The following is a 24844-nucleotide window of genomic DNA, read 5'->3' as shown; positions in this document are numbered from 1 at the left end:
TACCGCACGCTCGTTCTGCGTTGCCGCCACGCTGGCAAAACTGGTGTCATTACGGCCGACGTTGAGCGTCACCTGATTCGGCTGGTAGGTCAGCCCGGTACCGAGGAACAGGTAGTTTGGCGCCACAGAATCAAACTGCCCGCTGATGCCCTGCTGGGCGGTCAGAATGTTGTACTGCTGGCCCAGCAGACTGCGAACCTCACTTTGCGACAGCAGGTTGCCGCTGTTTTCCAGCGATACGGTCACCTCACCGCCGCCGATCGTTGCCGATCCGTTACTTTGGATCCGATCGCTTTGGCCATTCGCTGCCACTTCCACCGCGTAACGGGAACCCGGTTCGAAGCTGACGTTGCGGATCACGTTCAGCGTGCCGATCGAGTTGCCCGGCGCCACGGTGCCGCCGCTGCGCGCGGTCAGCGACCCTAACGTACCGGAACCGCCCAGTACGCCGGCGTTTTGTACCGTCACATCCGAAGTCACCGAGCCATTCACCGCCAGCAGGCCTTGATTGACCAGCGTTGGCCCTGCGTAGCTGTTATTGCCGGTCAGCACCAGTGAGCCGATGCCCTGTTTGGTCAGGCCGCCATGGCCGGAAATATCGTTGCTCCAGACATCCAGCCCACAATGAATATCGTCACAGACGCGCTCGGTAGGTTTGCCTTTGTCCAGCACGGCACCGATACCTGGCAGATTCACCACAAATTGCTCCGGGCCGTAGGCACCGCTCACGCGGAACTCCTCCGGGATATCCTGTTCGGTGACAAACATCCCCGGGCCGTGGATCGCTTTGCCCAGATCGATCATTCCCCAGCCGTAAAGCGCATCGATGCCCGGCGCGCCCATATCAACCGTGGTGGTCTTCAGCACCGAAGCCACCTGTGCGCCGGTCATATAGGGGAAGCGTTCCATCAGCACTGCAATGCTGCCTGCCACGTGTGGTGCGGCCATTGAGGTTCCGCTGTATTTGGCATAGCCGGTGGTCAGGTTATCTACGCTGTTGCCTTCGATAATCGAGCTGTACACCTTGCTGCCCGGAGCGGAAACACAGAAGCTGGCGGTATAGCCACAGCGGGAGGAGAAGCTGCTGATGCTGTAATCACCGGTGTTATTCGGATCCTGCAGGCTGGCGACCGACAGCCAATTCGGCGCGATCTCCGGCACGAAATAGGCCAAACCGGCCATCGCGTCCGGGTTATTCAGGTTGTAATCGTTACCGGCGGCAAAGATGGTGACAATGCCGCTGCGCGCCGCATCGATCGCCCCCTGATAAGCACCACCGGCTTTAGTACCGAGGATCTGTTTGATTTGGTCGAACTGTTTCTGCGCGTCGGCCAGGGTGAAATGCGGATAGGCTGGATCCTTGCCACCCTGATCAAATTTCTCGGTAATGCCGATACCCCAGCTGTTGTTGATGATGCGCGCACCGCTGGCGATCAACGCATTCCAACCCGCCTGATATACCGCGCCATCGTTGCCGAGAATGATGCCGTCTTCCGGCCCCGGATCCCCGTTCTCCGCACTGATGATTTGCGCGTTAAACGCCACACCGTGCATCTCGCCGCCGTCGCGGTTACCGGCGGCGATGCCGCCTACGTGGGTCCCGTGCGAGCCGAGAGTGCCGTCGGAATCCACGCTTGGCGTGCCGTCATAGCGAAATGCATCGCCTTTCTTCACCGGGATATAGGGGTCGGTATATTCGCGAATCCCCGTCGTGACCAGGTTGATCACTTTGTCCTGACTGCCGAACTCCGGGTGTTTGGCATATACCGGCTGATCGAAAATACCGAGCTTAACGCCTTTTCCGGTATAACCGGCGGCGTAGGCCTGATCGGCGTGGATGGCCCCCAGCCCCCATTCGGCATTAAATTCCTTACTGCGCCAACTGGCGGGATCGCCCGGCTTTCCGCTCTCCACATAGGGCGCGGCCTGAACCCCACCGATCGCCGCCAGGCAAAAAAGCATCGCGCTCCATTGGGCGCGGTTAACGCCAATTTCAGGCCAGCCGAAGGCCGCCTGAACAGGCTTGACTCCTCTACGTCTATTTTCCATCCCAGATACCGTCCATTGTTGTTTGCAAATGTTTTATTGATTTTTTTGTGTAACAGTTTCGTAACACCAAATAAATAAAGCACAACAATCTCAAGCGCGCCTTATGGGTCAATAAAGCGAACGCTTAACGGAGGCACGTCGTTGTTAGAAAAAAGGCAGGAAAGACATAAGGGTTTTGAATGACTAAAAACGGGTGAGAAGAATGATTCCCTCCTGGCGAGATAAAAAGCTAATCAAATGATAAATAGAAATAAATTAAATAAAAAAAGCCGACGAATTCTCTTCCGCCGGCCATTAAAAAAAAGCATAGAATGTGTTTATTATTTCTTTTAATTATAAGAATTAGCAATATTCACTCAGTGAAATATGCTGGATTACACGGAACAGACCGTTGAAAATTGGATTATCATGCTAACGGTTTTTTGCTGTTCATCGCATCTTCTTCAGCCTGCCGAATAATGGCTTTCGCCATCCATTGCGTCACATCCTGAATACCCCCGAGTTCCAGCCCCCAGATATCTTTCAGTACCAGGAAAACTTCCGACCCATAAATCAGCGAAAAAGAATGAATCACCCGCTGTAACGCCTCAGGCGGCAGTTTATCCTGCAGCGGCTCTACCGCCAGTTTCAGCAGGCGTTTGCGATTACCGCGAACGAATTTGTCCACGGGCTTAAGGGTACTGGATTGCGCTTCGGCCCACTGTTGGAGAGACAGCAGCAATGCGGCACGTAGAGCTCCCTCATGTTGTTCCATTTGAGGATAGGCAAAGCCAAGTAATTGCTGAATTCGCACTCCAGCGTCATCATCTGTCGGTTGCCATTCAAGGATAGGTCCCAAACTCTCGGCAACGACTGCCGTGATCAATGCACTCTGGGTAGGGAAGTAACGATAAGCAGTCGCACGGGAAACCTGCGCATGTTGAGCCAGTTCAGTGATTGAAGGGAAAGCGCCACCATCAAACAACGTCATCGCGCTGGCGAGTAATAGCTTACGGGTTTTGGCTCGGGTGTGGGTCAAGTTTTGGGGCATGGTTGATGACACTGAGACCTCTTTTCACCAATAAAAACTGGCCAGAACAATAGATCGGGCGAATAAAGCCCACTGTAACAAACTTGCCCAACTTTGTGCCATGCACGAAAAAGGGTAAATTTTTCGGCTCACGCTTTCTAATGAGACGTTAATCTCATTTTTTAACTTATCCCTCTTGCATAAATGATACAGCCGTCTCATTATGATGATGAATTCACCGACTACGCTCAGCAATCTTAGTCAGCACCAGGGATTCAATTTATATAACCAATTAAATTATAACAAAATTATAGTATAGCGTGGCGGCCATCCGGACCTACAATTCAGGAACAGGCTAATGAATAATAATCAAGCAATCATTTATATTGCGACGACGGCAGATACTAAAGGACGAGAACTGGCTTATGTTCGTAGCCTGATCGCCGATACCGGACTCCCCACGCTAACCGTCGATTTGTCTACCCATCCCATTCCGGCTAGCTACCCTGCCGATATTTCTGCGGTGACCATCGCCAGTTACCACCCCGAAGGCGAAAACGCCGTTTTTTGCGGCGACCGTGGTAAAGCCATTGCCGCCATGGCCATTGCTTTCGAACGCTTTATGCTTTCGCGCCAGGATGTCGCAGCCTTACTTGGCCTCGGCGGCTCGGGCGGTACTGCATTGATTACACCTGCTATGCAACAGTTGCCTATCGGTTTGCCAAAGCTGATGGTGTCAACCATGGCTTCCGGCGATACCTCTGGTTATGTTGGTGCCAGTGATATCAGCATGTTGTATTCAGTCACCGACATTGCCGGACTGAACCGTATCTCTCGCACCGTCTTGGGTAATGCCGCACATCAAATTGCCGGAGCAGTTCATTTTGCAACTCAAGTTAATGCCGACAATAAACCCGCCGTTGGTCTCACCATGTTTGGTGTCACGACCCCCTGTATTCAGGCAGTAACCGCGGCAATTGAAAATGAATGGGATTGCCTGGTATTCCATGCAACCGGCAGCGGCGGGCGGGCAATGGAAAAACTCATCGACAGCCATCTGTTAAACGGCGTGTTCGATTTAACCACTACAGAAGTCTGTGACCACCTGTTTGGTGGCGTACTGGCCTGTACAGAAGATCGTTTTGGCGCCATAGCCCGTACCGGTATTCCCTGCGTCATGTCCTGCGGTGCTTTGGATATGATCAACTTCGGACATCCCGACACCATCCCCTCTCATTACGCTGACCGTCAGTTTTATAACCATAATGCACAGGTGACTCTGATGCGGACTACTCCTGAGGAAAATGCCCAAATGGGCCGCTGGATTGGTGAAAAGCTAAACGTATGCCCGGGAGAGGTTCGCTTCCTGATCCCTGAAGGCGGTGTTTCAGCTCTCGATGCCCCAGGACAGGCATTTTGGGATCCTGAGGCGCTGGCCGCTTTCGTCAATGCGCTGGAAACAACGTGGCGACGCAATGAAAAGCACCGTCTGATCAAAATCCCTTACAACATCAACGATCCCCACTTTGCCGACGCTGCCGTGCAACAGTTTAGGGAGATCTTTTATTCTTATTGATTGGAGTTAACATGGCCAAACACACCCGACAGGCGTTACTTAGCACATTCCGGGAAATGATCGCCCGACGCGAGCCGATCATCGGTGGCGGTGCTGGCACCGGCCTATCTGCCAAATGTGAGGAGGCTGGCGGTATTGATCTGATCGTCATTTACAACTCGGGCCGCTATCGCATGGCGGGCCGTGGCTCCCTGGCGGGTCTGTTAGCCTACGGCAACGCAAACGAAATCGTGATGGATATGGCCAAAGAGGTATTACCCGTAGTCCAGCATACCCCGGTTTTAGCTGGGGTAAACGGCACGGATCCTTTTTGCCATTTTGATAAATTTCTTGATGAGATTAAAAATACGGGCTTTGCCGGAGTGCAAAACTTTCCGACTGTCGGCCTGATTGACGGCAACTTTCGCGCAAATCTGGAAGAAACCGGAATGGGGTATGCGTTGGAAGTGGATATGATTCGTCTGGCGCATGAAAAAGACCTACTGACCACCCCCTACGTTTTTAATGCGCAGGATGCCATCGCAATGACCGAAGCTGGCGCCGATATCATAGTACCGCACATGGGACTGACGACCGGTGGCAGCATTGGCGCAGAAACAGCACTGACCCTGGCTGATTGCGTCCCACTGATTAACGATTGGGCCCAAGCGGCCAAACAAATTCGCGAAGACGTTATCGTTCTCTGTCACGGTGGCCCGATAGCCACACCTGAAGACGCCGCCTATATCATGCAGCATTGCCCGTTAGTAGACGGTTTCTACGGTGCCAGTTCAATGGAACGATTACCTACGGAGCTCGCATTAACTGAAACTACACGTCAATTTAAAAGCATTAGCAGAAATTGATGGGAAAATAACTCACTCGCACACAACACCAGGGAAACCCGCCAGATGGCGGAAAGTGAAGTAGCAGTGAGATAAACAAAAGGGCCAGAGATTTAATCTGGCCCTTTTTATTTACCGCATGAAATTATTTCTGTTCAGTCGCCATTTTCGACTTCATGTTATTCATGTGGTCCATCATTTTCTGTTCGCGTTTCTGATAATTCTCATTGTATTGTTTTTTCTGCTCTGGGGTCAGCAGGTTGTACATTTTATTTTCAGCTTTGGCGCGCTCCAGCATATGCTCGGACTGAGTTTTGCTGATAGCGTCAATTTGGGCTTTCGCCTTGGCTTCGTCGAAGCTGTCGGAGGCAACCAGGCTATGCAAGGCTTGGCGCTCATCTTTCATGCCCGCACCGCGTTTCTGATGCGACTCTTTCATGATGTCGCGCATTTGTTGGCGCTGCTGCTCAGTCAGGTTCAGACCGGCGAATGGCCCGCCTTTACCTTCGCCTTTGTGGTGCATCATTTTCATTGGGGTGGCATCTGTCGTCGCAGGGGCCGCAGTCGTATCGGCAGCGAAAGCCATGGAGGCAGAACCCAGAGCCAGAGTAGAAGCGACAAATAAAGCGGTCAGTTTATGCATAATCATTTCCTTAAAATTATTCTTCATCAGGAGCGCTGTACGTGAACAGGCTCATCTTTCGTCGGAGATAATAATAGGCCGATAAACATATAGTAATGCGATGGAGTGTAAATTTATTAAAGCCCAGAACAGGTTTATTCGGCAATAATGAATGAATTATGGAGATGATGCGTATTATATGGAAATTTTGGTTTCCCATAGCATGAATTTCCCCCAAATTGTTCAGTCCCCCCTATGGGGTTATTCCGGTCACCAGCCCACTTTATTATAATTTAGGCTTGTCCAGCGCAACCGTCTTGCAACAAGAGGGAAGCGGAGCAGAAATCGTACGGATCTCTCGAAACCACAGGTTCTCACTTACACTTACAGCTGCGCCCGCAATCGGCGCGATCGTCAGGATCCGGCACAACGCGCCACCTTGGGCACCGGCGGCCATGCAGCGTTTACACTGCAAAACTAATTATTGGCTATATAATAGTTTCACCCTCTGCCCGTGAAAAACGTGTTATATGATGGAGATACGTGCACTACGGCCACTACCGGGCCAGAACCTGTTGCTGCGCCCATCGCACAGTCCTGGCTGTCGTGCCCTTTTGAGGAATCATCATGTTCGCAGACCAAGGCCCTATGCTTCTTAATGCCCATTTCGGCACCAACAGCCCTTATTGGCGGTTGGCGTTTGACAGCAATGCCCTGGCGTTGTCGGCAGTTAAAGGCAAAACCCATGTGGCCGTGGCGCTCAGCGCCATGCAGGCAGCCAAGATCCGCCGTCTGACCGGCATTACCGCCAGCTTGGATATCACCATCACGCTGGGCGGCGAGCCGATACATCTGCATCTGGTCGGGCGCAGGATCAATAATCTGGAATGGGCGGGTACCGCCTCGGCCTTTAGCGACACCCAATCGGTCGCCCGCGACCTGGTACACGGCCTGTCATTTGCCGAACAGGTGGTGTCAGAAGCCAATTCGGTGATTGTGATCGTCGACCAGCACGGCCGAATTCAGCGCTTTAACCGACTGAGCGAAGAGTACACCGGCCTGCACGAACATGATGTTATTGGCAAAAATGTCTTTCAGCTGTTTATGAGCCCGGAAGAAGCGGCGGCATCGCGGCGTAACATCGCCGGTTTTTTTCGCAACGGATCATCCTATGAGGTGGAACGTTGGATCAAAACGGTAAAAGGTGAACGGCTGTTCTTGTTTCGCAACAAGTTCGTCCACAGCGGCAGCGGTAAAAATGAAGTCTTCCTGATTTGTTCCGGCACCGACATTACCGAAGAGCGTCGCGCTCAGGAACGACTGCGGGTGCTGGCCAATACCGACATTATTACCGGCCTGCCCAATCGCAATGCCATTCAGGACAAAATCACCCAGGCAATAGCCGCACGCGACGGTAATCATGTGGGTCTGGTGTATCTCGATCTCGACAACTTTAAAAAGGTTAACGACGCCTACGGCCATATGTTCGGCGACCGTTTATTGGTGGAAGTGTCGTTGGCGGTACTTGGCTGCCTCGCGCCAGACCAAACCCTGGCTCGCCTGGGGGGCGACGAGTTTCTGGTGCTGGCCCAGCAAGCCGACCGCGAGATGCTGCAACGGCTGGCCCAGCGTATTATCGACCGCTTGAAGACCCCCTTCCGTATCGGCCTTATCGAGGTCTATACCGGCTGTTCGATCGGCATTGCGCTATGTCCTGAACATGGCAACGATCTCGACAGCCTGATCCGCAGTGCCGACACCGCCATGTACGTCGCCAAAGAGCACGGCAAACGTACCTATACCGTGTTCTCGCCGGAAATGAACAAACGCGTCGCAGAATACATGTGGCTGGATACCAATCTGCGAAAGGGGTTGGAACAAGAGCAACTGGTGGTGTACTACCAGCCAAAAATCGAGGCGCTCAGTGGCAAGGTATGCAGCGTAGAAGCTTTAGTGCGTTGGGACTCGCCCGAGCGTGGCCTGATCCCACCGCTGCAGTTTATCTCTTATGCCGAAGAGTCCGGTCTGATAGGCCCACTCGGGCGCTGGGTGTTGCAAACCGCCGCCAAACAGGCCGCACAGTGGCAACGACAGGGCTTGAATCTGCGGGTGGCAGTGAATCTTTCCGCACGGCAGTTGGTTGATGATTCCATCGTTGAAGATCTCGCTCAGGTCTTACAGAGCAATCAGTTGGCCCCCTGCCTGCTCGACTTTGAGCTTACCGAAAGCAGCCTGATTGAGGATGAAAAACGTGCCCGCGAAGTGATTACGCGGCTGCGCGATCTGGGGGCGCAGGTGCATCTCGATGATTTTGGCACCGGCTACTCTTCTTTGGCCCAGTTGGCCCGCATTCCGCTGGATGCCATCAAGCTGGATAAAAGCTTCGTGCGCGGGGTGAATTGCAATCCGGTTTCGCAGTCGCTGGTGCGTGCCATCGTCGCGGCGGCCGAAGCGCTCAGGTTCCGGGTGATTGCCGAAGGTGTAGAGACCGAAAGCGAGAATCAGTTTTTGGATGAAGTCGGTGTGGATGAGAAACAAGGATTTCTGTTTGCGCGGCCAATGCTCCCGGACCAGTTGGAACATTGGCTGCAGTCTTATTGCCCGCATCCCTCCTCAGCCTGATGCGGGCAGGGTGATTCTAGCCTGCACGACGCAGGTTTAGCGTGTGGCGGTCTTGTAGCATAACCAGACGCTCGATATAGGCACGATCTTTCTCCTCGATGGTGAAGGCCGAATGTACCCAATCCTCGGTAATATCCATCAGCTCGGAACGCGTGAGCTGCAACACACGCTGACGGGCTCGCAGCATGGCGCGCATCCCATTCAGTTTGGGCCGGATGGTATCGATGAAGGTGCGGGTAGCCACATAGGCATCGCCGGGCTGGAACAACTGATCGACCAAGCCACGGCTTTCAAACCATTCCGCGGTGTGCGACTCCCCCCCCCAGATCAGCTCTTCCGCCAGGCGCATGCCTGCCTTGCGTGCCACCAGCGAATATCCCCCCATGCCGGGGAACAGGTTGAACGCAATTTCCGGAAACCCCATCCGGGCGTTGTTCTGTGCCAGCACGAAATGGTGCGCCAGCGCCGCTTCGAAGCCACCCCCCAGGGCGCTACCTTCCACCATCGCAATGCTGACCGCCCCGGTATCAAACCCGCGCGCCGCCGCATGCACGCAGTCAATACAGGCACGTGCGTAAGCCATCATCGCCTCGCGTTTGCGGTTTTTAATGGCCTCGGCAAAGAACTGCAGATCGCCGCCGACGTTGAACATATTGGGCACCAGCGATCCGGTGACCCAAAAATCAAACTGCAATGAAGACTCTTTTGCTGCCTGCGCCAGCGTCATGATGTCTTCGATTAACGCCTGATTGAAGCAAGGGCGCGGTTCTGCACGCAGCAGCATCCACATGATGCGCCGTCCTTCCTCATAGTAGGCGGATATCTGGGTCAAATTGCCCGCTTCGGTAAACGGACGACAGGTGGGATGATTAAGTAATTTCATATGACCTTCCATTTTCTCTCGTGTTAACAGTTGAAACCGTTCCAGCCCCTACGGCTGCAGTTGCGCTACGGCTGGTAAACCGCCGCGCCACATCATGAGTAAACGCTTTCTTGGTGATGAAACAGATAAAAATTGAAGGTCGGAGAATGAAAAAAACCGCGCTGGAACGCGGCTGACATAAGAATTTTACCTATCGGCATGCGGCAACATTTCACCGGGGGAGTGAACGCGCTAAGCTCACAAAATAGCCGGTTACCGGCCCCGGCGGCCAAAACGGCGAGCCTTTTGGCTATAATCAACATTGAGACAGCCTATTTATCGTTAAGGATATCGTGACGTAATGCCTACAGGATCAGATAAAGACCCCCGTCAGCCCAACAGTGAAGCGCCGCAAAAACCGCTGATCGACATCAAGACCGGCCACCAGACCCTTGACCGGCGCATTTCCGGATTTTCACGCCTGGTCGAACGCATCAAGGCCTGGCCAAGCATCGCTCACCTGCTGCGCGCCACCGAGCGCTTTAACGATCGCCTGGGCAGCCAATTCGGCGCCGCCATTACCTATTTCTCGTTTCTTTCGCTGATCCCGATTCTGATGGTGTCGTTTGCCGCCGTCGGTTTTGTGTTGGCATCCAACCCGGACCTGCTGACCGGGCTGATCAATAAAATCGTCGGCAGCATCAGCGATCCGACCCTGGCCGGCACGCTGAAAAACACCGTCAATACCGCCATTCAGCAACGCACCACCGTGGGGCTGACCGGGCTGGCGCTGGCGCTGTATTCGGGGATCAGTTGGATGGGCAACCTGCGAGAGGCGATCCGTGCGCAGTCGCGTGACGTCTGGGAGCGCAATCCGCAGGATCAGGAAAAAATCTATTTCAAATACACGCGCGATTTTATCTCGCTGACCGGTCTGGTGGTGGCGCTGATTATCACTCTGACGCTGACCTCCATTGCCGGTTCGGCGCAGGCGGCGATCGTGCAGGCGCTGGGTCTGGAAGGCATCGAGTGGCTGCGACCGGCCATGACGCTGATTGCGCTGTCGATCTCCATCTTTGCCAACTACCTGCTGTTTTTGTGGATCTTCTGGATGCTGCCACGGCATAAGCCGAAGAAAAAGGCGTTGCTGCGGGGTACGCTGCTTGCCGCTATCGGTTTCGAGGTGATTAAGTTTGTGATGACCATGACGCTGCCACAGGTGGCTAAATCCCCTTCCGGGGCCGCCTTTGGTTCGGTGATTGGGCTGATGGCGTTTTTCTATTTCTTCGCCAGACTGACGCTGTTTTGCGCTGCTTGGATCGCCACCGCGCAATATAAAGAGGATAAGACCCTGCCAACCTCAGAACAATCCGCGCCGTAGATCAACGCAATCATACCGGCCACTTTCTTATGGCCGGTTTTTTATTTCGCATTTAAGCCATAAATCCAGCATATAAAACCAATAAGAAACCAACTCACCTACCAAAACCAGCATAACAAACTACTAGCTAACTTTTCTTTTCGCCTTTTACAGATGTTCAGTCTGCAAATCATTCATTTGGCAACGTTAAAATCTATGCAGAAACGCAGCGATGAAACATTAAGCTTTTTAACCGGTTAATCGCCGCATTGTACAAAGTTTCGTCATTGAAAAGGCATTTTGCTGTGACTAAGATGGATTTTTACAAATTCAAAATATAAGAAATATTATGCAAGCCTCCATCGCACCAACTCTGGACGCCGACGACGCGTCAACACCGGTTAACTCACGCGGAAAAGTGATTGTCGCCTCGCTGGTCGGGACCGCTATCGAGTTTTTCGATTTTTACATTTACGCCACCGCTGCGGTGATCGTTTTCCCGCATATCTTCTTCCCACAGGGCGATCCCACCACCGCCACGCTGCAGTCGCTGGCCACTTTCGCCGTCGCTTTCATTGCGCGCCCAATTGGTTCGGCGCTGTTCGGCCACTTCGGCGATCGCGTAGGGCGTAAGGTGACCCTGGTCGCCTCGCTGCTCACCATGGGGATTTCCACCGTGCTGATCGGCCTGCTGCCAAGCTACGAAACCATTGGCATCTTCGCGCCAATCCTGCTGGCGCTGGCGCGTTTCGGTCAGGGTCTGGGCCTGGGCGGAGAATGGGGCGGCGCCGCCTTGCTGGCCACCGAGAATGCCCCGGCCAGAAAACGGGCGCTGTACGGTTCCTTCCCGCAGTTGGGCGCGCCTATCGGCTTCTTCTTCGCTAACGGTACCTTCCTGCTGCTCTCCTGGCTACTGACGGACCAGCAGTTTATGGAATGGGGCTGGCGCGTGCCGTTTATTCTGTCCGCCGCACTGGTGCTGATCGGGCTGTACGTGCGAGTGTCACTGCATGAAACACCGGTATTTGCCAAGGTGGCAAAAGCCGGCAAGCAGGTGAAAATTCCGCTCGGTACCCTGCTCAGCAAGCACCTGAAAGTGACCATCCTCGGCACCTTCATCATGCTGGCGACCTATACGCTGTTCTACCTGATGACGGTATACTCGATGACCTACGGCACTACGCCGCAGCCGCTGGGGTTAGGCTACTCGCGCAACAGCTTCCTGTGGATGCTGATGGTGGCGGTAATTGGCTTTGGCGTTATGGTACCGATTGCCGGTCTGCTGGCTGATGCCTTTGGCCGTCGCAAGACCATGATTGTCATTACGCTGCTGATGATCGCCTTCGCCTTCCTGTTCCCGAGCATGCTGGGTTCCGGCAACCAGGCGCTGGTGATGGGCTTCCTGCTGTGCGGCCTGAGCATCATGGGGCTGACCTTCGGCCCGATGGGCGCGCTGCTGCCGGAGCTGTTCCCGACGGAAGTTCGCTATACCGGCGCCTCCTTCTCCTATAACGTCGCCTCAATCCTCGGGGCTGCGGTAGCGCCTTATATCGCCACCTGGCTGGCAACGCACTACGGTCTGTTCTATGTCGGTCTGTACCTGGCGGCCATGGCCAGCCTGACGCTGATCGCCCTGCTGCTGATGAAAGAGACCCGAGACAAGTCGCTGTAACCCTCTTACGCGGCCCCCATCAGGCGGGCCGCACTTCCCGTATTGTCTCCTGTCATAAAATCGGACTATGCTGAACGCTTCCCCTTTGACAGAAATGGAAATCAATAATGTCTCTGCGCCGCAGACTGTTTTGGTACGTTGTGCCATTGGTGGTGATCGCCATTGCGCTGGCTGCCTGGTTCTGGCTAAACCCCTCCAATTCAAACGCGCTATGGCGTATCGTCAGCCAGCAGTGCCTGCCCAACCAGCAAGCGCATAACAACCCTGCCCCCTGTGCGCAGGTCGACCCACAGGCCGGTTTTGTGGTGTTTAAGGATCGCAACGGGCCACTGCAGTATTTGCTGATGCCAACCGCCAAAATCACCGGCATTGAAAGCCCGCAGGTGCTGGAAGCCCCCACCCCAAACTTCTTTGAGCAAGCCTGGGCAGCGCGGCATTTTATGGCGGATAAATACGGAAAAGAGATTGATGACGCCGATATTTCGCTGGCGATTAACTCGGAATATGGCCGAACGCAGAATCAGTTGCATATTCATATTTCCTGCCTGTTACCGGCGGTAAAAACGCAGTTGGCACAGTACGCGACGGATTACAGTGAACGCTGGGAGCCCCTGCCTGGCGGCTTGCTGGGGCACGACTACCTGGTACGTAAGGTCACCGCCAAGGATCTAAATAAACAGGGGGCTTTCCACCTGCTGGCGGAAGGAGTGCCACGAGCCGAGGGCCGTATGGGCAGTTTCGGCCTGGCGATGACCGCATTGCCGGGCGGTGATTTCCTGCTGCTGGCCACCGAACGCAGTTTGCTGCCGTTTACCCTGGCTTCGGCGGAAGAAATTCAGGATCACGACTGCCGGGTTCTGCAATAAAAATGGCCCGCAGTGCGGGCCATTAGCCGTCATTTTTTCTTCTTCATCTGCTGCAGAATTTGGCCGCACTGGTTTTCCTCACCGCCTTCGCTTGGCGAAACCAGCGCCAACAATGCCGCTGCCGGCGTCAGCACCACGCCCAGCGCCACTGCCGCGGCACCGCGCGCAATCAACGGGCCGGCCTTCACCCCAGCGTCCGGATGCGCGAAGGTGCCTTTCACATACAGCGGCGAACGCAGCGTCAGCACGCGCATCCCCTTACTTTCCGGATCGATGGACAGATCCAGCCGCTCCGTGGCCAGATTGGTATTGCCGCTGATATTGATAATCGCGTTCTCGGTATCGAACACAAACAGCCGCGGTGCCGCCACACCGGTGCTAATCCCGATGTCCGCTGCCGCACAGTTAATGCCCACGACGTCGTCACCAAACAGCTGCGCCACCAGATAGTTACCAACGTTTAACCCAAGAATTTCCATCAGGCTACGGCTGATAACCCCATTGTTAATCACCATCCGCAGATCGCCGCTGCTGGTCGCCAGCAAGTCCGCCACCGAGTTGCCACTGCCGGTAAGTTTGGCATCTCCATTCAGCTGCCCGAGGCTACGTTTCATCGATCCCACGTTCGGCAGCAACTGTTTGAGCTGGAATTTCCGTGCATGCATATCCACCCGGCCCTGCATCGGATTTTTGCTGCCGTCGAGGCGCAGGGTGGCGTTGAGGTTACCGCCCGCCACGCCGAACCGCAGCGGGTCCATCAGGATGGCACCGTTGTTCAACTGCAGATGGGTATAGAGATCGCTCAGCGGCAGCGAGCTGCCGTGCTCAATGCGCTTGGCGGTGAATTTGACGTCCGCATCCATCACCTTCCAGCTTTGGGTTTCAAACTTTTCTACCGGCAGCACCTTGCCGGCCGGCTGACGGCTTTTTTCGCCGCGTCCGGCTTTTTCGGTGTTGGAGTCCGCGCCAATCAACGGTGCCAGATCGGCGAAGCGCAGCTGCTTCGACAGCACTTCCCCCTTCAGCTTCGGCCGGGGTTTGCTGGCAACATAGGTCAAATCACCGTGAATATCGCTGTCGCCGATTTTGCCGTCGAATTTTTGGTACTGGAATACGGCTCCGCCTTTCTCGTGCAGGCGGGCAATCAGGTGACCATCGGTAGAATAAGGTGGGGTATTCGGCAGCAGCACGCCGGTGAGGCCATACAGGTTCCCCAGACTATCACCGGAGAATTTAAGCTGCAGATCCAACCCGCCGAGGTTCATCGGGTCAGACAGCGTACCTGCCACCACCACGCGGGTAGAGCCGGAACGCACATCTGCCTGCAGCGGGAATGGCGAGTCGGCACTTTGTAACGACAGCATACCGCCGATCTTGCCGCTGCCCGCCAGCGGCTCACCGTTATAGGTGCCCTTCACCTTCCAACCGAAAACATAGTCAGGCGTGATGGCTTTGCTGGCGTCTTTTTTGCCCGTCACTTCGCTGAACGGCAAAGGTTTGCCGAGCGGATCAATCTCAGCGCGGAAATCCGCCTTCAGCGTGGCGTCTTTAAAAGCAATCTGACCCTTATCGAAAACGATGTCATTAATGTTCACCGTCCAGTCGGACGGGGGCTGATTGGGATCGCCGGCCAGGTTAAAGGTCCAGTTATTCTCGCCATTGGCCAGGCGCTGCAGGTTGGCGTTCGGCTGCTTCAGCCAAATGCGCGGGATCAGCACCTCTTTGCCCAACAACGCCAGTGGTGAGATGCTGGCTTCGACGCGCTGCAACTGGACCATGCTGTCGCCCGGGATATTTTCCGGGTTACCCAGCACGATATCTTCGGCATGAATACGCGGCCATGGCACCCAGGCACGCCAGCCGCCGTCATCTTTGTCGCGCGTCCAGGCCACGCCCAAGTCGCCACGGATGGCAAACGGGCGGTGCAACTCGGCAGACACCTTGTCGTTAATGGTCGGTTTGAGGCGATTCCAGTCGAACGCCAGCGCAAAGATCACCAACGCGACGATGACCAGCAGCACAATGCCGCCCACCCAAGTGAACGCTTTTCCTGTTTTTGTCATAACGGCTCCCTGAACGCGAAACTTGCCAACAATTGATAAGCAACTGTTATCAAGCCTAGCCGAGGATAGGCCAGAGTTCACGCTTTAGGGGAACGAGGATCAGGCAGTCGGCGCGGAAAATAATCTGGGCAAGGTTTGCAGGGTGTCGAAATGGGCAGGGCGGGAAAGGTAATACCCCTGCGCGGCCAGGGCACCCGAGCGCTGCACCAGCAGCCATTCCTGTTCGGTTTCCACCCCTTCTACGATCACCCCTTCGCTGTGCTGGTTCATTATTCTGACCAGCGTGGAGAGCAGTTGAATGCCATCTTCCGTCTGCTTAAGCAGGGTGAATAATTCACGCGCCACCTTGATGTATTGATAGCGCCAGGTGCTGACGGCGGAGAAATTCGCCAGTCCGCTGCCGAAGTCATCCAGCCACAGCCGCTCGGCGCCGGCAATCTGCTGCAACGGGCCGTTCAACGCCATTCCCGCATGCTCCACCAGCTCAAAGCGCAGATAAGGCATGCTGGCAATCTGTCGTTGCAACACGTCATGCCGCTGCAACGCTTGCAGCGCGATACCGTCAATATTGACCGATACCATCAACGCGTGACGGGTCAACAGCGGCTGCCAGTGCTGGAGCAGAGTCAGCTGTTCCTGAATGATCTGCAGGCGTTTACGTACGTCAAGAGCGGCAAAATAGTGCTCCGGCGACAGCGGTTTGTCCGGCGCGGCAGGATGAGACACCGCCGTCAGCAGTTCGAGCGCCAGTAAAGTGCCGCAGGTGCGGTAGATCGGCTGAAAAGTATACTGACGCCGGCATTGCCGCCAAAAATGCTGTGCTTTTATATGGGTGCATACGGCAAGGAATGGCGCCAGCAGACCAGAAATCATCTTGGTTGTCATTGGAACTATCGCCATCGAAGGGACATGAAAACGTTCAGTCTGCGTGATTGCTTCCCTGGGTTTATCGGCAGCAGGCGATAAAACTTTAAGCGGCGGCAAAAGCCTTCTACAGTGAATAGCGATGTCAAAAAACCAAGGAAAAAAACATGCCCTACGTAAATATCAAAATTACCCGTGAAGGCGCGACAGCGGAACAAAAGAAACAGCTGATCGCCGGCGTGACACAACTGCTGGTGGATACGCTGGGGAAGAATCCGGCCACCACCGTGGTCGTCATCGATGAAGTAGAAACCGACAACTGGGGTATCGGCGGCAAATGCGTCACCGAGCTGCGCGCCGCCGCTAAATAACGGCGGATTCTTGTCTGCAGATCGGGAAATTTTTCAGTTTCCCGATCGTCGTCATAATTAAATTAAAACGTTGTTTTATTTTCGTTGACTCCCTCGCCCCTTGCCTTGAGACTGAATAGGTTTCGCTTCCATTCACCTTCTTCTTTCAGCCAGGGCTCGTTGACTATGACCACCCAGAATCTTGCCGTGATCGGCGAATGCATGATTGAACTGTCGCAAAAAGGCGCGGACCTTAGCCGCGGCTTTGGCGGCGATACGCTAAACACCGCCGTTTACATTGCCCGCCAGGTGGCAGAAAGCACGCTGCAGGTGCATTACGTTACCGCGCTCGGCACCGACAGTTTCAGCGAGGAAATGCTGCACGCCTGGCAACAGGAGAAGGTCAATACGCGCCTGGTTCAACGGTTGGAAAACAAGCTGCCGGGCCTGTATGTGATCGAAACCGATGAAGCCGGCGAACGCACTTTCTATTACTGGCGCAACGACGCCGCCGCCCGCTACTGGCTGGCCGGCCCGCAGGCGGAGACGTTATGCGAACAACTGGCCCACTTCGATTACCTATACCTTAGCGGCATCAGCGTGGCGATCCTCGACGCGGACAGCCGTATCAAGCTGCTGGCCTTACTGCGCCAATGCCGCGCCAACGGTGGCAAAATCATTTTCGATAACAACTATCGCCCCCGCCTGTGGCAAAACCGGGAGGAAACGCAGCAGGCTTATCGCGAGGTGCTGGCCTGCACCGATATCGCGTTCCTGACGCTGGATGACGAAGATTTGCTGTGGGGCAAACAGCCGGTGGAACAGATGGTGCACCGCACGCAGCAGCTGGGCGTGACGGAAATTGTGATCAAACGCGGGGCAGAGGCCTGCCTGGTTTTCAGCGCTGAAGGCACCGAATTTGAAATCCCGGCGGTACAGCTGCCGAAAGAAAAGGTGGTGGATACCACGGCGGCCGGGGACTCTTTCAGCGCGGGTTACCTGGCGGTACGCTTAACCGGCGGCGATGCCGTGCAGGCGGCGCAACGCGGTCACCTCACCGCCAGCACGGTGATCCAGCATCGTGGCGCCATTATCCCACTCGCAGCCATGCCGCAATGATGCCGGTTCCGTAGAAATGCGAAAGGCCAGCAACAACGCTGGCCTTTTTATTGGGCTCGAAAACCCATCTTAATACCCTATGGATTTCAGGTTGTAGCCAGGCGCCAAGCTATCTCATCCCCAGGAGCTTACTTTAGTAAGTGACTGGGGTGTGATAGTGCAGGTAACAACGCTACAGCCTGAAAGACGACGGGTATTTAGCCCGCAACCGCGATACGTTTCATATCCGTCATATAACCACGCAGCTTACGGCCAACGGATTCGATTGGGTGATTACGCACCGCTTCGTTCACGTCACGCAGTTGCGCGTTATCTACGGAAGTCCCGGCCACGGATTTGCCCAGATCCCCCGCCTGCAGGGTAGTCATGAACTCTTTCAGCAGTGGCACTGCCGCGTTGGCAAACAGGTAGTTGCCGTACTCGGCGGTATCGGAGATAACCACGTTCATTTCGTACAGACGCTTACGCGCAATGGTGTTGGCGATCAGCGGCAGTTCGTGCAGTGATTCGTAGTAAGCAGATTCTTCGATGATACCTGCGTCAACCATGGTTTCAAACGCCAGCTCAACACCGGCTTTCACCATTGCCACCATCAGTACGCCGTGGTCAAAGTATTCCTGCTCGCTGATTTTGCCTTCGAACTGCGGCGCGTTTTCGAACGCCGACTTGCCGGTCTCTTCACGCCAGTTCAGCAGCTTCACGTCGTCTTCTGCCCAGTCGGCCATCATGCCGCTGGAGAAGGCGCCGGAGATGATGTCGTCCATGTGTTTCTGGAACAGCGGCGCCATGATCTCTTTCAGTTGCTCGGACAGCGCATAAGCACGCAGTTTAGCCGGGTTGGACAGACGGTCCATCATCAGGGTGATACCGCCCTGCTTCAGCGCTTCGGTGATGGTTTCCCAACCGAACTGGATCAGTTTTTCTGCGTAAGCCGGCTCGGTGCCTTCAGCAACCAATTTGTCGAAGCACAGCAGTGAACCCGCCTGCAACATGCCACACAGAATGGTCTGCTCGCCCATCAGGTCAGACTTCACTTCGGCGACGAAGGAAGACTCCAGAACGCCGGCGCGATGGCCGCCCGTCGCAGCAGCCCAAGCCTTGGCAATCGCCATGCCTTCGCCTTTAGGGTCGTTTTCCGGGTGAACCGCAATCAGGGTCGGTACGCCGAAACCACGTTTGTATTCTTCACGCACTTCGGTACCCGGACATTTTGGCGCAACCATCACCACGGTAATGTCTTTACGTACTTGCTCACCCACTTCAACGATGTTGAAGCCGTGAGAGTAGCCCAGCGCCGCGCCGTCTTTCATCAGCGGCTGTACGGCACGCACTACCGAGGTGTGCTGCTTGTCCGGCGTCAGGTTAACCACCAGGTCGGCCTGCGGGATCAAGTCTTCGTAAGTCCCTACTTTGAAGCCGTTTTCGGTCGCTTTACGCCATGAAGGGCGCTTTTCGTCGATAGCTTCTTTACGCAGGGCATAAGCCACATCCAGCCCCGAGTCACGCATGTTCAAGCCTTGGTTCAGGCCCTGCGCGCCACAGCCGACAATCACCACTTTTTTGCCTTTCAGGTAGCCGGCTTCATCAGCGAATTCGTCACGTGCCATAAAACGGCATTTACCCAATTGCGCCAACTGCTGACGCAGGTTCAATGTGTTGAAATAGTTAGCCATGGTGGTACTCCAGTTAGATGTTGTGTCTTGCATGTTATTTTCATTCCCCGCCTGTCTGTGCGGAGATTCGTTAAACTCAATGTATAACAGGAAACGCGTTGCTTAAATTGATATATTACGAATGTGATATTGCAATTTATGCAACACTCTTGCTGCGAGCGTACTGATATGGATTTGCGTGATTTAAAGCTGTTCCTTCATCTGGCCGAAAGCCACCACTTTGGCCGCACCGCCAAGGCGATGCACGTCAGTCCGTCGACGCTTTCCCGCCAGATCCAACGGCTGGAAGAGATCCTCGGGCAACCGCTGTTTTTACGCGATAACCGCACCGTGCAGCTCACCGATGCCGGCGAGCAGCTAAAAGACTTTGCCCAGCAGACGCTGTTGCAATACCAGCAGCTGAAGCATTCTCTCGGCCAGCATGGCCCTTCGCTGAGCGGCGAGCTGCGGCTGTTCTGCTCGGTCACCGCCGCCTACAGCCACCTGCCGCCGATTCTGGACCGCTTCCGCGCGCAACATCCGCTGGTAGAAATTAAACTCACCACCGGTGACGCTGCCGACGCCGTCGACAAAGTTCAGTCCAACGAAGCCGATCTGGGCATTGCCGGCCGGCCCGAAACCCTGCCCACCAGCGTAGCCTTCACCAAAATCGGCGAGATCCCGCTGGTATTGATTGCCCCGGCGCTGCCCTGCGCCGTGCGCAGCCAGGCATTTGCCGAACAGCCCGACTGGGCCAATATTCCGTTTATCCTGCCGGAGCATGGCCCGTCGCGAAAACGCATCGAGCTGTGGTTCCGTCGCCAGCGCATCGCCAATCCGCTGATTTACGCCACCGTCGGCGGCCACGAGGCGATTGTTTCCATGGTGGCACTGGGCTGCGGTATCGCACTGATCCCCGGCGTGGTGGTGGACAACAGCCCGGAACCGGTACGCAACCGCATCTCACAGTTAGAAAATATCTCTATGGTCGAGCCGTTCGAACTGGGCGTCTGCGTGCAGAAAAAACGCCTCAGCGATCCACTGATCGACGCTTTCTGGCGCTTGTTATTAACGGTCAAAAATCCTTAAAACGAAACCATTGCTTTCAAACATGATCATTTGCAATGCCGAGATAAAAATACCCTATGGATTTCATGTTGCAGCCAACAACGCTGCAACTTGAAAGACGACGGGTAGTTAGAGATCGGCTGGATCGACTTGTTTCATCGCCTCCACCTGCATCAACCAATGGTAAAGCGGCTCCAACTGCTGGAAAGCTTGCGCCAGCGTCTGCGTCAGCCCGGCGTTGAATAACCTCTCCACCTGGCTGTCGGTGGCCATCACCGCAAAAGATTTGCGGTTGTACCAGGTGGCAATGTCTGCCGCCTGCTCTTTAACCAGCGGGCGTTTGTAGCTTTCTCCCACCAGCTCGAACGGCGGCTGACAACAGGCCGCGACCTCGAGAAAAGGCTGCGGCCGGCGTTGCAACGTATGGCGAAACAGATCCATGGTTTGCTTGTTGGCACTGTAATAACCCAGCCCGTAGCGCCACATGTCCGGGCCCAGTTCGAAGAAATAAACCGGGGCGTCCTTCCAGTCTTTGCTCGGCCGTTTGAACGTCAGCCACATGCGGCTGCGATAACGTGATTTATCGTGAGAAAAACGCGTATCGCGATGAATGCGCGACAGCGTTTTACCTATCGCCGGGCGGGTTTCAAACTGCGGATCGATCGCCAGCATCGTCGGGGCAAGCTCAGCCACCAGCGAGCGGAACGGCGTCAGCAGCTCACGATCGTAAACGCCGCGGTTGCCCTCAAACCATTCCTTGTCGTTCTCGATCCGCACCTGCTGAAGAAAATTCAGGCCCTGCTGGCTAAAGCCGTTAAATTTATCCGTCATGCGCCGTCCTTGTCGGTGCCCTTAGCCCTGCAAAAAGAAGCGGAACGCCGGGTTATCGGTTTCATCGTGGCAGTCGTAGCCCAGCGCCTGCAAATGCTGCTCAAACTCAGGTTCGGTCTGCGACAGCTCAAAGCCGGCCAACACGCGGCCAAAGTCGGTGCCGTGGCTGCGGTAATGGAACAGCGAGATATTCCAGTGAGTGCCCAGGGTTTGCAGGAACTTCAGCAGCGCGCCCGGCGACTCAGGAAACTCGAAGCTGTATAACCGCTCGCGCAGGGGTTTCGAAGGACGCCCACCCACCATGTAGCGCACGTGCAGTTTGGCCATTTCATCATCGGACAGATCCACCACCTGATAACCGTCGGCGTTCAGTTCATCGATGATTTCCAGACGTTCGGCATGGCCACGCGTCAGGCGGACGCCGACGAAGATACAGGCGTTGTCCGCATCGGCGTAACGGTAGTTGAACTCGGTCACCGACCGACCGCCCAGCAGTTGGCAAAACTTCAGGAAGCTGCCCTTCCGCTCAGGAATGGTCACTGCCAGCAGGGCCTCGCGTTGTTCGCCCAATTCGCAGCGTTCCGATACATAACGCAAGCCGTGGAAGTTCAGATTGGCACCGGACAGCACGTGCGCCAGGCGCTCGCCCTGGATGTTGTGCTGCTGAACGTATTTCTTCAGCCCGGCCAATGCCAACGCGCCGGAGGGTTCGGCAATGGCACGCACGTCTTCAAACAAATCTTTGACCGCCGCGCAGATAGCATCGCTGTCGACGGTGATGACGTCGTCCAGATATTCCCGGCACAGGCGGAAGGTTTCGTCACCGATGCGCTTCACCGCCACGCCTTCGGCAAACAGCCCGACGCGCGCCAAATCCACCGGCTGCCCCGCATCCAGTGCCGCGCGCAGGCAGGCGGAGTCTTCCGCCTCCACGCCGATCACTTTGATCTGCGGCATCAGCTGTTTGATTAACACCGCCACGCCGGCCGCCAGACCGCCGCCGCCCACCGGGACGAACACCCGGTCGAGATGCGCGTCCTGTTGCAGCAGCTCCATAGCCAACGTGCCCTGCCCGGCAATCACCGTCGGGTGATCGAACGGCGGAACGAAGGTCATGCCCTGCTTGTGCGAGAGCTCAATCGCCCTGGCCTTGGCTTCGTCAAAGTTGGCGCCGTACAACAGCACTTCGCCGCCAAAGCCGCGCACCGCATCCACCTTGATATCCGCGGTGGACACCGGCATGACGATCAGCGTTTTGATCCCCAGCCGTTTACCGGAATAAGCCACGCCCTGCGCATGGTTGCCGGCCGAAGCCGTCACCACGCCGCGCGCTTTTTGCTCTTCGTTCAGGCTGGCGATCATGGCATAGGCCCCGCGCAGCTTGAAGCTGTGCACCGGCTGACGATCTTCACGCTTCACCAGAATGGTGTTGCCAAGGCGCGAAGAAATTTTGCTCATGGCCTGCAACGGGGTGACCTGAGCCACCTCGTACACCGGCGAGCGGAGCACCGCTCGCAAATACTCCGCGCCACAGGGGGCATCGGGTAGGGGTTGCGATACCGCCATGATGCTTAGCCTCCCAGCTTGCTCTTGTCGCGTACGGCACCTTTGTCGGCGCTGGTCGCCAACATGGCATAGGCACGCAGCGCCAAGGAAACCTGACGCTCGCGATTTTTCGGTGTCCAGGCGCGATCGCCTCGCGCCAGCTCAACTTCGCGGCGAGCCGCCAGTTCACTGTCCGAAACGTCCAGCACCATGCTGCGTTTTGGAATATCGATGTCGATCATGTCGCCATCTTCGATCAGCGCAATCAGGCCGCCGCTGCCCGCTTCCGGAGAAACGTGGCCGATAGACAGGCCCGAAGTGCCGCCGGAAAAACGCCCGTCGGTGATCAACGCACAGGCTTTTCCCAGGCCCATGGATTTCAGGTAGGTGGTGGGATACAGCATTTCCTGCATGCCCGGCCCGCCTTTCGGCCCTTCGTAGCGGATCACCACCACGTCACCGGCAACCACTTTGCCGCCGAGGATAGCTTCCACCGCCGAGTCCTGGCTTTCGTACACTTTGGCCGGGCCGCGGAAAATCAGGTTGTCTTTGTCGACGCCGGCGGTTTTTACGATGCTGCCATCCTGCGCCATGTTGCCGTACAGCACGGCCAGGCCGCCATCCTGGCTGAACGCATTTTCCAGCGAGCGGATACAGCCCTCTGCGCGATCATCGTCCAGCGTATCCCAGCGGCAGTCCTGCGAGAACGCCTGGGTGGTACGAATACCCGCCGGGCCGGCGCGGAACATTTTTTTAACCGCCTCATCCTTGGTCAGCATGATGTCATACTGCTCCAGCGTCTGCGGCAGGGTCAGGCCCAGTATGTTGTTCACATCGCGGTTCAACAGGCCTGCGCGATCCAGCTCACCGAGGATGGCCAGTACGCCACCGGCACGGTGCACGTCTTCCATATGGTATTTCGGGGTGCTTGGCGCCACTTTACACAGGTGCGGCACCTTGCGTGACAGGCGGTCGATATCTTCCATGGTGAAATCAATTTCGCCCTCCTGCGCCGCAGCCAGCAGGTGCAGCACGGTGTTGGTCGAGCCGCCCATGGCGATGTCCAGCGTCATGGCGTTTTCAAACGCCGCCTTGTTGGCGATGCTGCGCGGCAGTGCACTTTCATCGTCCTGTTCGTAATAACGTTTGGTCAGGGCAACGATGCGTTTGCCGGCGTTGAGGAACAGATCCTTACGGTCGGCATGGGTCGCCAGCAGCGAGCCGTTGCCCGGCTGCGACAGGCCCAGCGCTTCGGTCAGGCAGTTCATCGAGTTGGCGGTGAACATACCGGAACAGGAGCCGCAGGTCGGGCAGGCGGAGCGTTCGATTTGTTCGCTGTCGGCGTCGCTGACGTTCGGGTTAGCCCCCTGGATCATTGCGTCAACCAGATCCAGCTTGATGATTTGATTGGAGAGCTTGGTCTTGCCGGCTTCCATCGGGCCGCCGGAAACGAAAATCACCGGAATGTTCAGGCGCAATGACGCCATCAGCATGCCCGGGGTGATTTTGTCGCAGTTGGAAATGCACACCATCGCGTCCGCGCAGTGGGCATTCACCATGTATTCAACCGAGTCGGCGATCAGTTCGCGTGACGGCAGGGAATAGAGCATACCGCCGTGGCCCATGGCGATACCGTCATCCACCGCAATGGTGTTGAACTCTTTGGCAACGCCGCCTGAGGCTTCGATCTGTTCTGCGACCAGCTTGCCCAAATCACGCAGATGCACATGGCCCGGAACGAACTGGGTAAATGAGTTGACCACCGCAATAATGGGTTTGCCAAAATCGTCGTCGGTCATTCCGGTCGCGCGCCATAATGCGCGGGCACCCGCCATGTTGCGGCCGTGGGTGGTGGTGGCGGAACGGTACTTAGGCATGCTCTTCACTCCA

At 55.8% G+C, this 24844-nt stretch carries 18 protein-coding genes and 1 pseudogene; 9 read left to right on the top strand and 10 right to left on the bottom strand.

Going from position 1 to position 24844, the window contains the following annotated elements:
* The coding region (locus tag H5P17_RS23490) for an autotransporter serine protease (protein WP_182825535.1) at positions 1-2049 on the bottom strand (2049 nt) is incomplete at its 3' end.
* Positions 2050-2455: 406 nt separating this feature from the next.
* Positions 2456-3079: a TetR/AcrR family transcriptional regulator gene (locus H5P17_RS23485; RefSeq protein ID WP_044548806.1), complete on the bottom strand. Its 624-nt coding sequence runs from the start codon at positions 3077-3079 to the stop codon at positions 2456-2458.
* 337 nt (positions 3080-3416) lie between these two features.
* Between H5P17_RS23485 and H5P17_RS23480 the strand changes: the two genes are divergently transcribed.
* Together H5P17_RS23480 and H5P17_RS23475 are read left to right on the top strand one after the other, a co-directional pair.
* A complete protein-coding gene (locus H5P17_RS23480) occupies positions 3417-4634 on the top strand; it encodes a Tm-1-like ATP-binding domain-containing protein (protein WP_044548805.1) in 1218 nt (405 codons plus the stop codon).
* An 11-nt stretch (positions 4635-4645) separates the two neighbouring features.
* Entirely contained in the window at positions 4646-5479 is an 834-nt protein-coding gene (locus tag H5P17_RS23475) for a phosphoenolpyruvate hydrolase family protein (RefSeq protein WP_044548803.1), read from the top strand.
* 124 nt (positions 5480-5603) lie between these two features.
* On the opposite strand, the gene spy is transcribed toward H5P17_RS23475, so the two are convergent.
* A complete protein-coding gene (spy, locus tag H5P17_RS23470; protein ID WP_182825534.1) occupies positions 5604-6101 on the bottom strand; it encodes an ATP-independent periplasmic protein-refolding chaperone Spy in 498 nt (165 codons plus the stop codon).
* A 606-nt stretch (positions 6102-6707) separates the two neighbouring features.
* On the opposite strand from spy, the gene pdeR reads away from it, so the two are divergent.
* Positions 6708-8702 (top strand): cyclic di-GMP phosphodiesterase, encoded by a 1995-nt coding sequence (pdeR, locus tag H5P17_RS23465; protein ID WP_182825533.1) that lies wholly within the window; start codon positions 6708-6710, stop codon positions 8700-8702.
* A gap of 16 nt (positions 8703-8718) precedes the next feature.
* Here pdeR and H5P17_RS23460 read toward each other — a convergent pair whose 3' ends face one another.
* Complete coding sequence (locus H5P17_RS23460) at positions 8719-9585, bottom strand: crotonase/enoyl-CoA hydratase family protein (RefSeq protein ID WP_044548799.1); 867 nt, start codon at positions 9583-9585, stop codon at positions 8719-8721.
* A gap of 340 nt (positions 9586-9925) precedes the next feature.
* Here H5P17_RS23460 and yhjD point away from each other — a divergent pair, with 340 nt between their 5' ends.
* From yhjD to H5P17_RS23445, 3 genes and pseudogenes are all read left to right on the top strand, one after another.
* Positions 9926-10945, top strand: coding sequence for an inner membrane protein YhjD (gene yhjD / locus H5P17_RS23455; RefSeq protein ID WP_020837471.1), 1020 nt, complete (start codon positions 9926-9928; stop codon positions 10943-10945).
* A 328-nt stretch (positions 10946-11273) separates the two neighbouring features.
* The gene (locus tag H5P17_RS23450) at positions 11274-12596 is read left to right on the top strand and encodes an MFS transporter (RefSeq protein WP_182825532.1); all 1323 of its coding nucleotides are present in this window, start codon (positions 11274-11276) and stop codon (positions 12594-12596) included.
* Positions 12597-12694: 98 nt separating this feature from the next.
* Positions 12695-13462 (top strand): annotated as a pseudogene (locus H5P17_RS23445) (CDP-diacylglycerol diphosphatase); the annotation flags it as partial.
* Between the two features lie 29 nt (positions 13463-13491).
* Here H5P17_RS23445 and H5P17_RS23440 read toward each other — a convergent pair.
* Both H5P17_RS23440 and pdeH read right to left on the bottom strand, forming a co-directional pair.
* Complete coding sequence (locus tag H5P17_RS23440; protein ID WP_182825530.1) at positions 13492-15525, bottom strand: AsmA family protein; 2034 nt, start codon at positions 15523-15525, stop codon at positions 13492-13494.
* 99 nt (positions 15526-15624) lie between these two features.
* Positions 15625-16410 (bottom strand): cyclic-guanylate-specific phosphodiesterase, encoded by a 786-nt coding sequence (gene pdeH, locus H5P17_RS23435; protein WP_081835834.1) that lies wholly within the window; start codon positions 16408-16410, stop codon positions 15625-15627.
* 146 nt (positions 16411-16556) lie between these two features.
* Here pdeH and H5P17_RS23430 point away from each other — a divergent pair, with 146 nt between their 5' ends.
* Positions 16557-16760: a 2-hydroxymuconate tautomerase family protein gene (locus H5P17_RS23430; RefSeq protein ID WP_020837477.1), complete on the top strand. Its 204-nt coding sequence runs from the start codon at positions 16557-16559 to the stop codon at positions 16758-16760.
* A gap of 165 nt (positions 16761-16925) precedes the next feature.
* Positions 16926-17858, top strand: coding sequence for a sugar kinase (locus tag H5P17_RS23425; protein ID WP_182825529.1), 933 nt, complete (start codon positions 16926-16928; stop codon positions 17856-17858).
* A gap of 197 nt (positions 17859-18055) precedes the next feature.
* Here the strand turns inward: H5P17_RS23425 and ilvC are convergent, their stop codons facing one another.
* The gene (ilvC, locus tag H5P17_RS23420) at positions 18056-19531 is read right to left on the bottom strand and encodes a ketol-acid reductoisomerase (RefSeq protein ID WP_126485974.1); all 1476 of its coding nucleotides are present in this window, start codon (positions 19529-19531) and stop codon (positions 18056-18058) included.
* A gap of 168 nt (positions 19532-19699) precedes the next feature.
* On the opposite strand from ilvC, the gene ilvY reads away from it, so the two are divergent.
* Positions 19700-20599 (top strand): HTH-type transcriptional activator IlvY, encoded by a 900-nt coding sequence (gene ilvY / locus H5P17_RS23415; RefSeq protein WP_020837481.1) that lies wholly within the window; start codon positions 19700-19702, stop codon positions 20597-20599.
* A 108-nt stretch (positions 20600-20707) separates the two neighbouring features.
* Here the strand turns inward: ilvY and H5P17_RS23410 are convergent, their stop codons facing one another.
* From H5P17_RS23410 to ilvD, 3 genes are read right to left on the bottom strand one after another with little or no spacing between them, the layout of a single operon-like run.
* On the bottom strand, positions 20708-21409 hold the full coding sequence (locus H5P17_RS23410; protein ID WP_182825528.1) for a DUF2461 domain-containing protein: 702 nt from the start codon (positions 21407-21409) through the stop codon (positions 20708-20710).
* A 21-nt stretch (positions 21410-21430) separates the two neighbouring features.
* Positions 21431-22975: a threonine ammonia-lyase, biosynthetic gene (gene ilvA / locus H5P17_RS23405; protein ID WP_182825527.1), complete on the bottom strand. Its 1545-nt coding sequence runs from the start codon at positions 22973-22975 to the stop codon at positions 21431-21433.
* 5 nt (positions 22976-22980) lie between these two features.
* Positions 22981-24831: a dihydroxy-acid dehydratase gene (gene ilvD, locus H5P17_RS23400; protein WP_182825526.1), complete on the bottom strand. Its 1851-nt coding sequence runs from the start codon at positions 24829-24831 to the stop codon at positions 22981-22983.
* Positions 24832-24844 lie beyond the last annotated feature (13 nt).

Source organism: Serratia sp. OS31 (assembly GCF_014164835.1).
Taxonomy (GTDB): domain Bacteria; phylum Pseudomonadota; class Gammaproteobacteria; order Enterobacterales; family Enterobacteriaceae; genus Serratia; species Serratia liquefaciens_A.
This window is presented reverse-complemented; position numbering and strand designations above follow the sequence as displayed.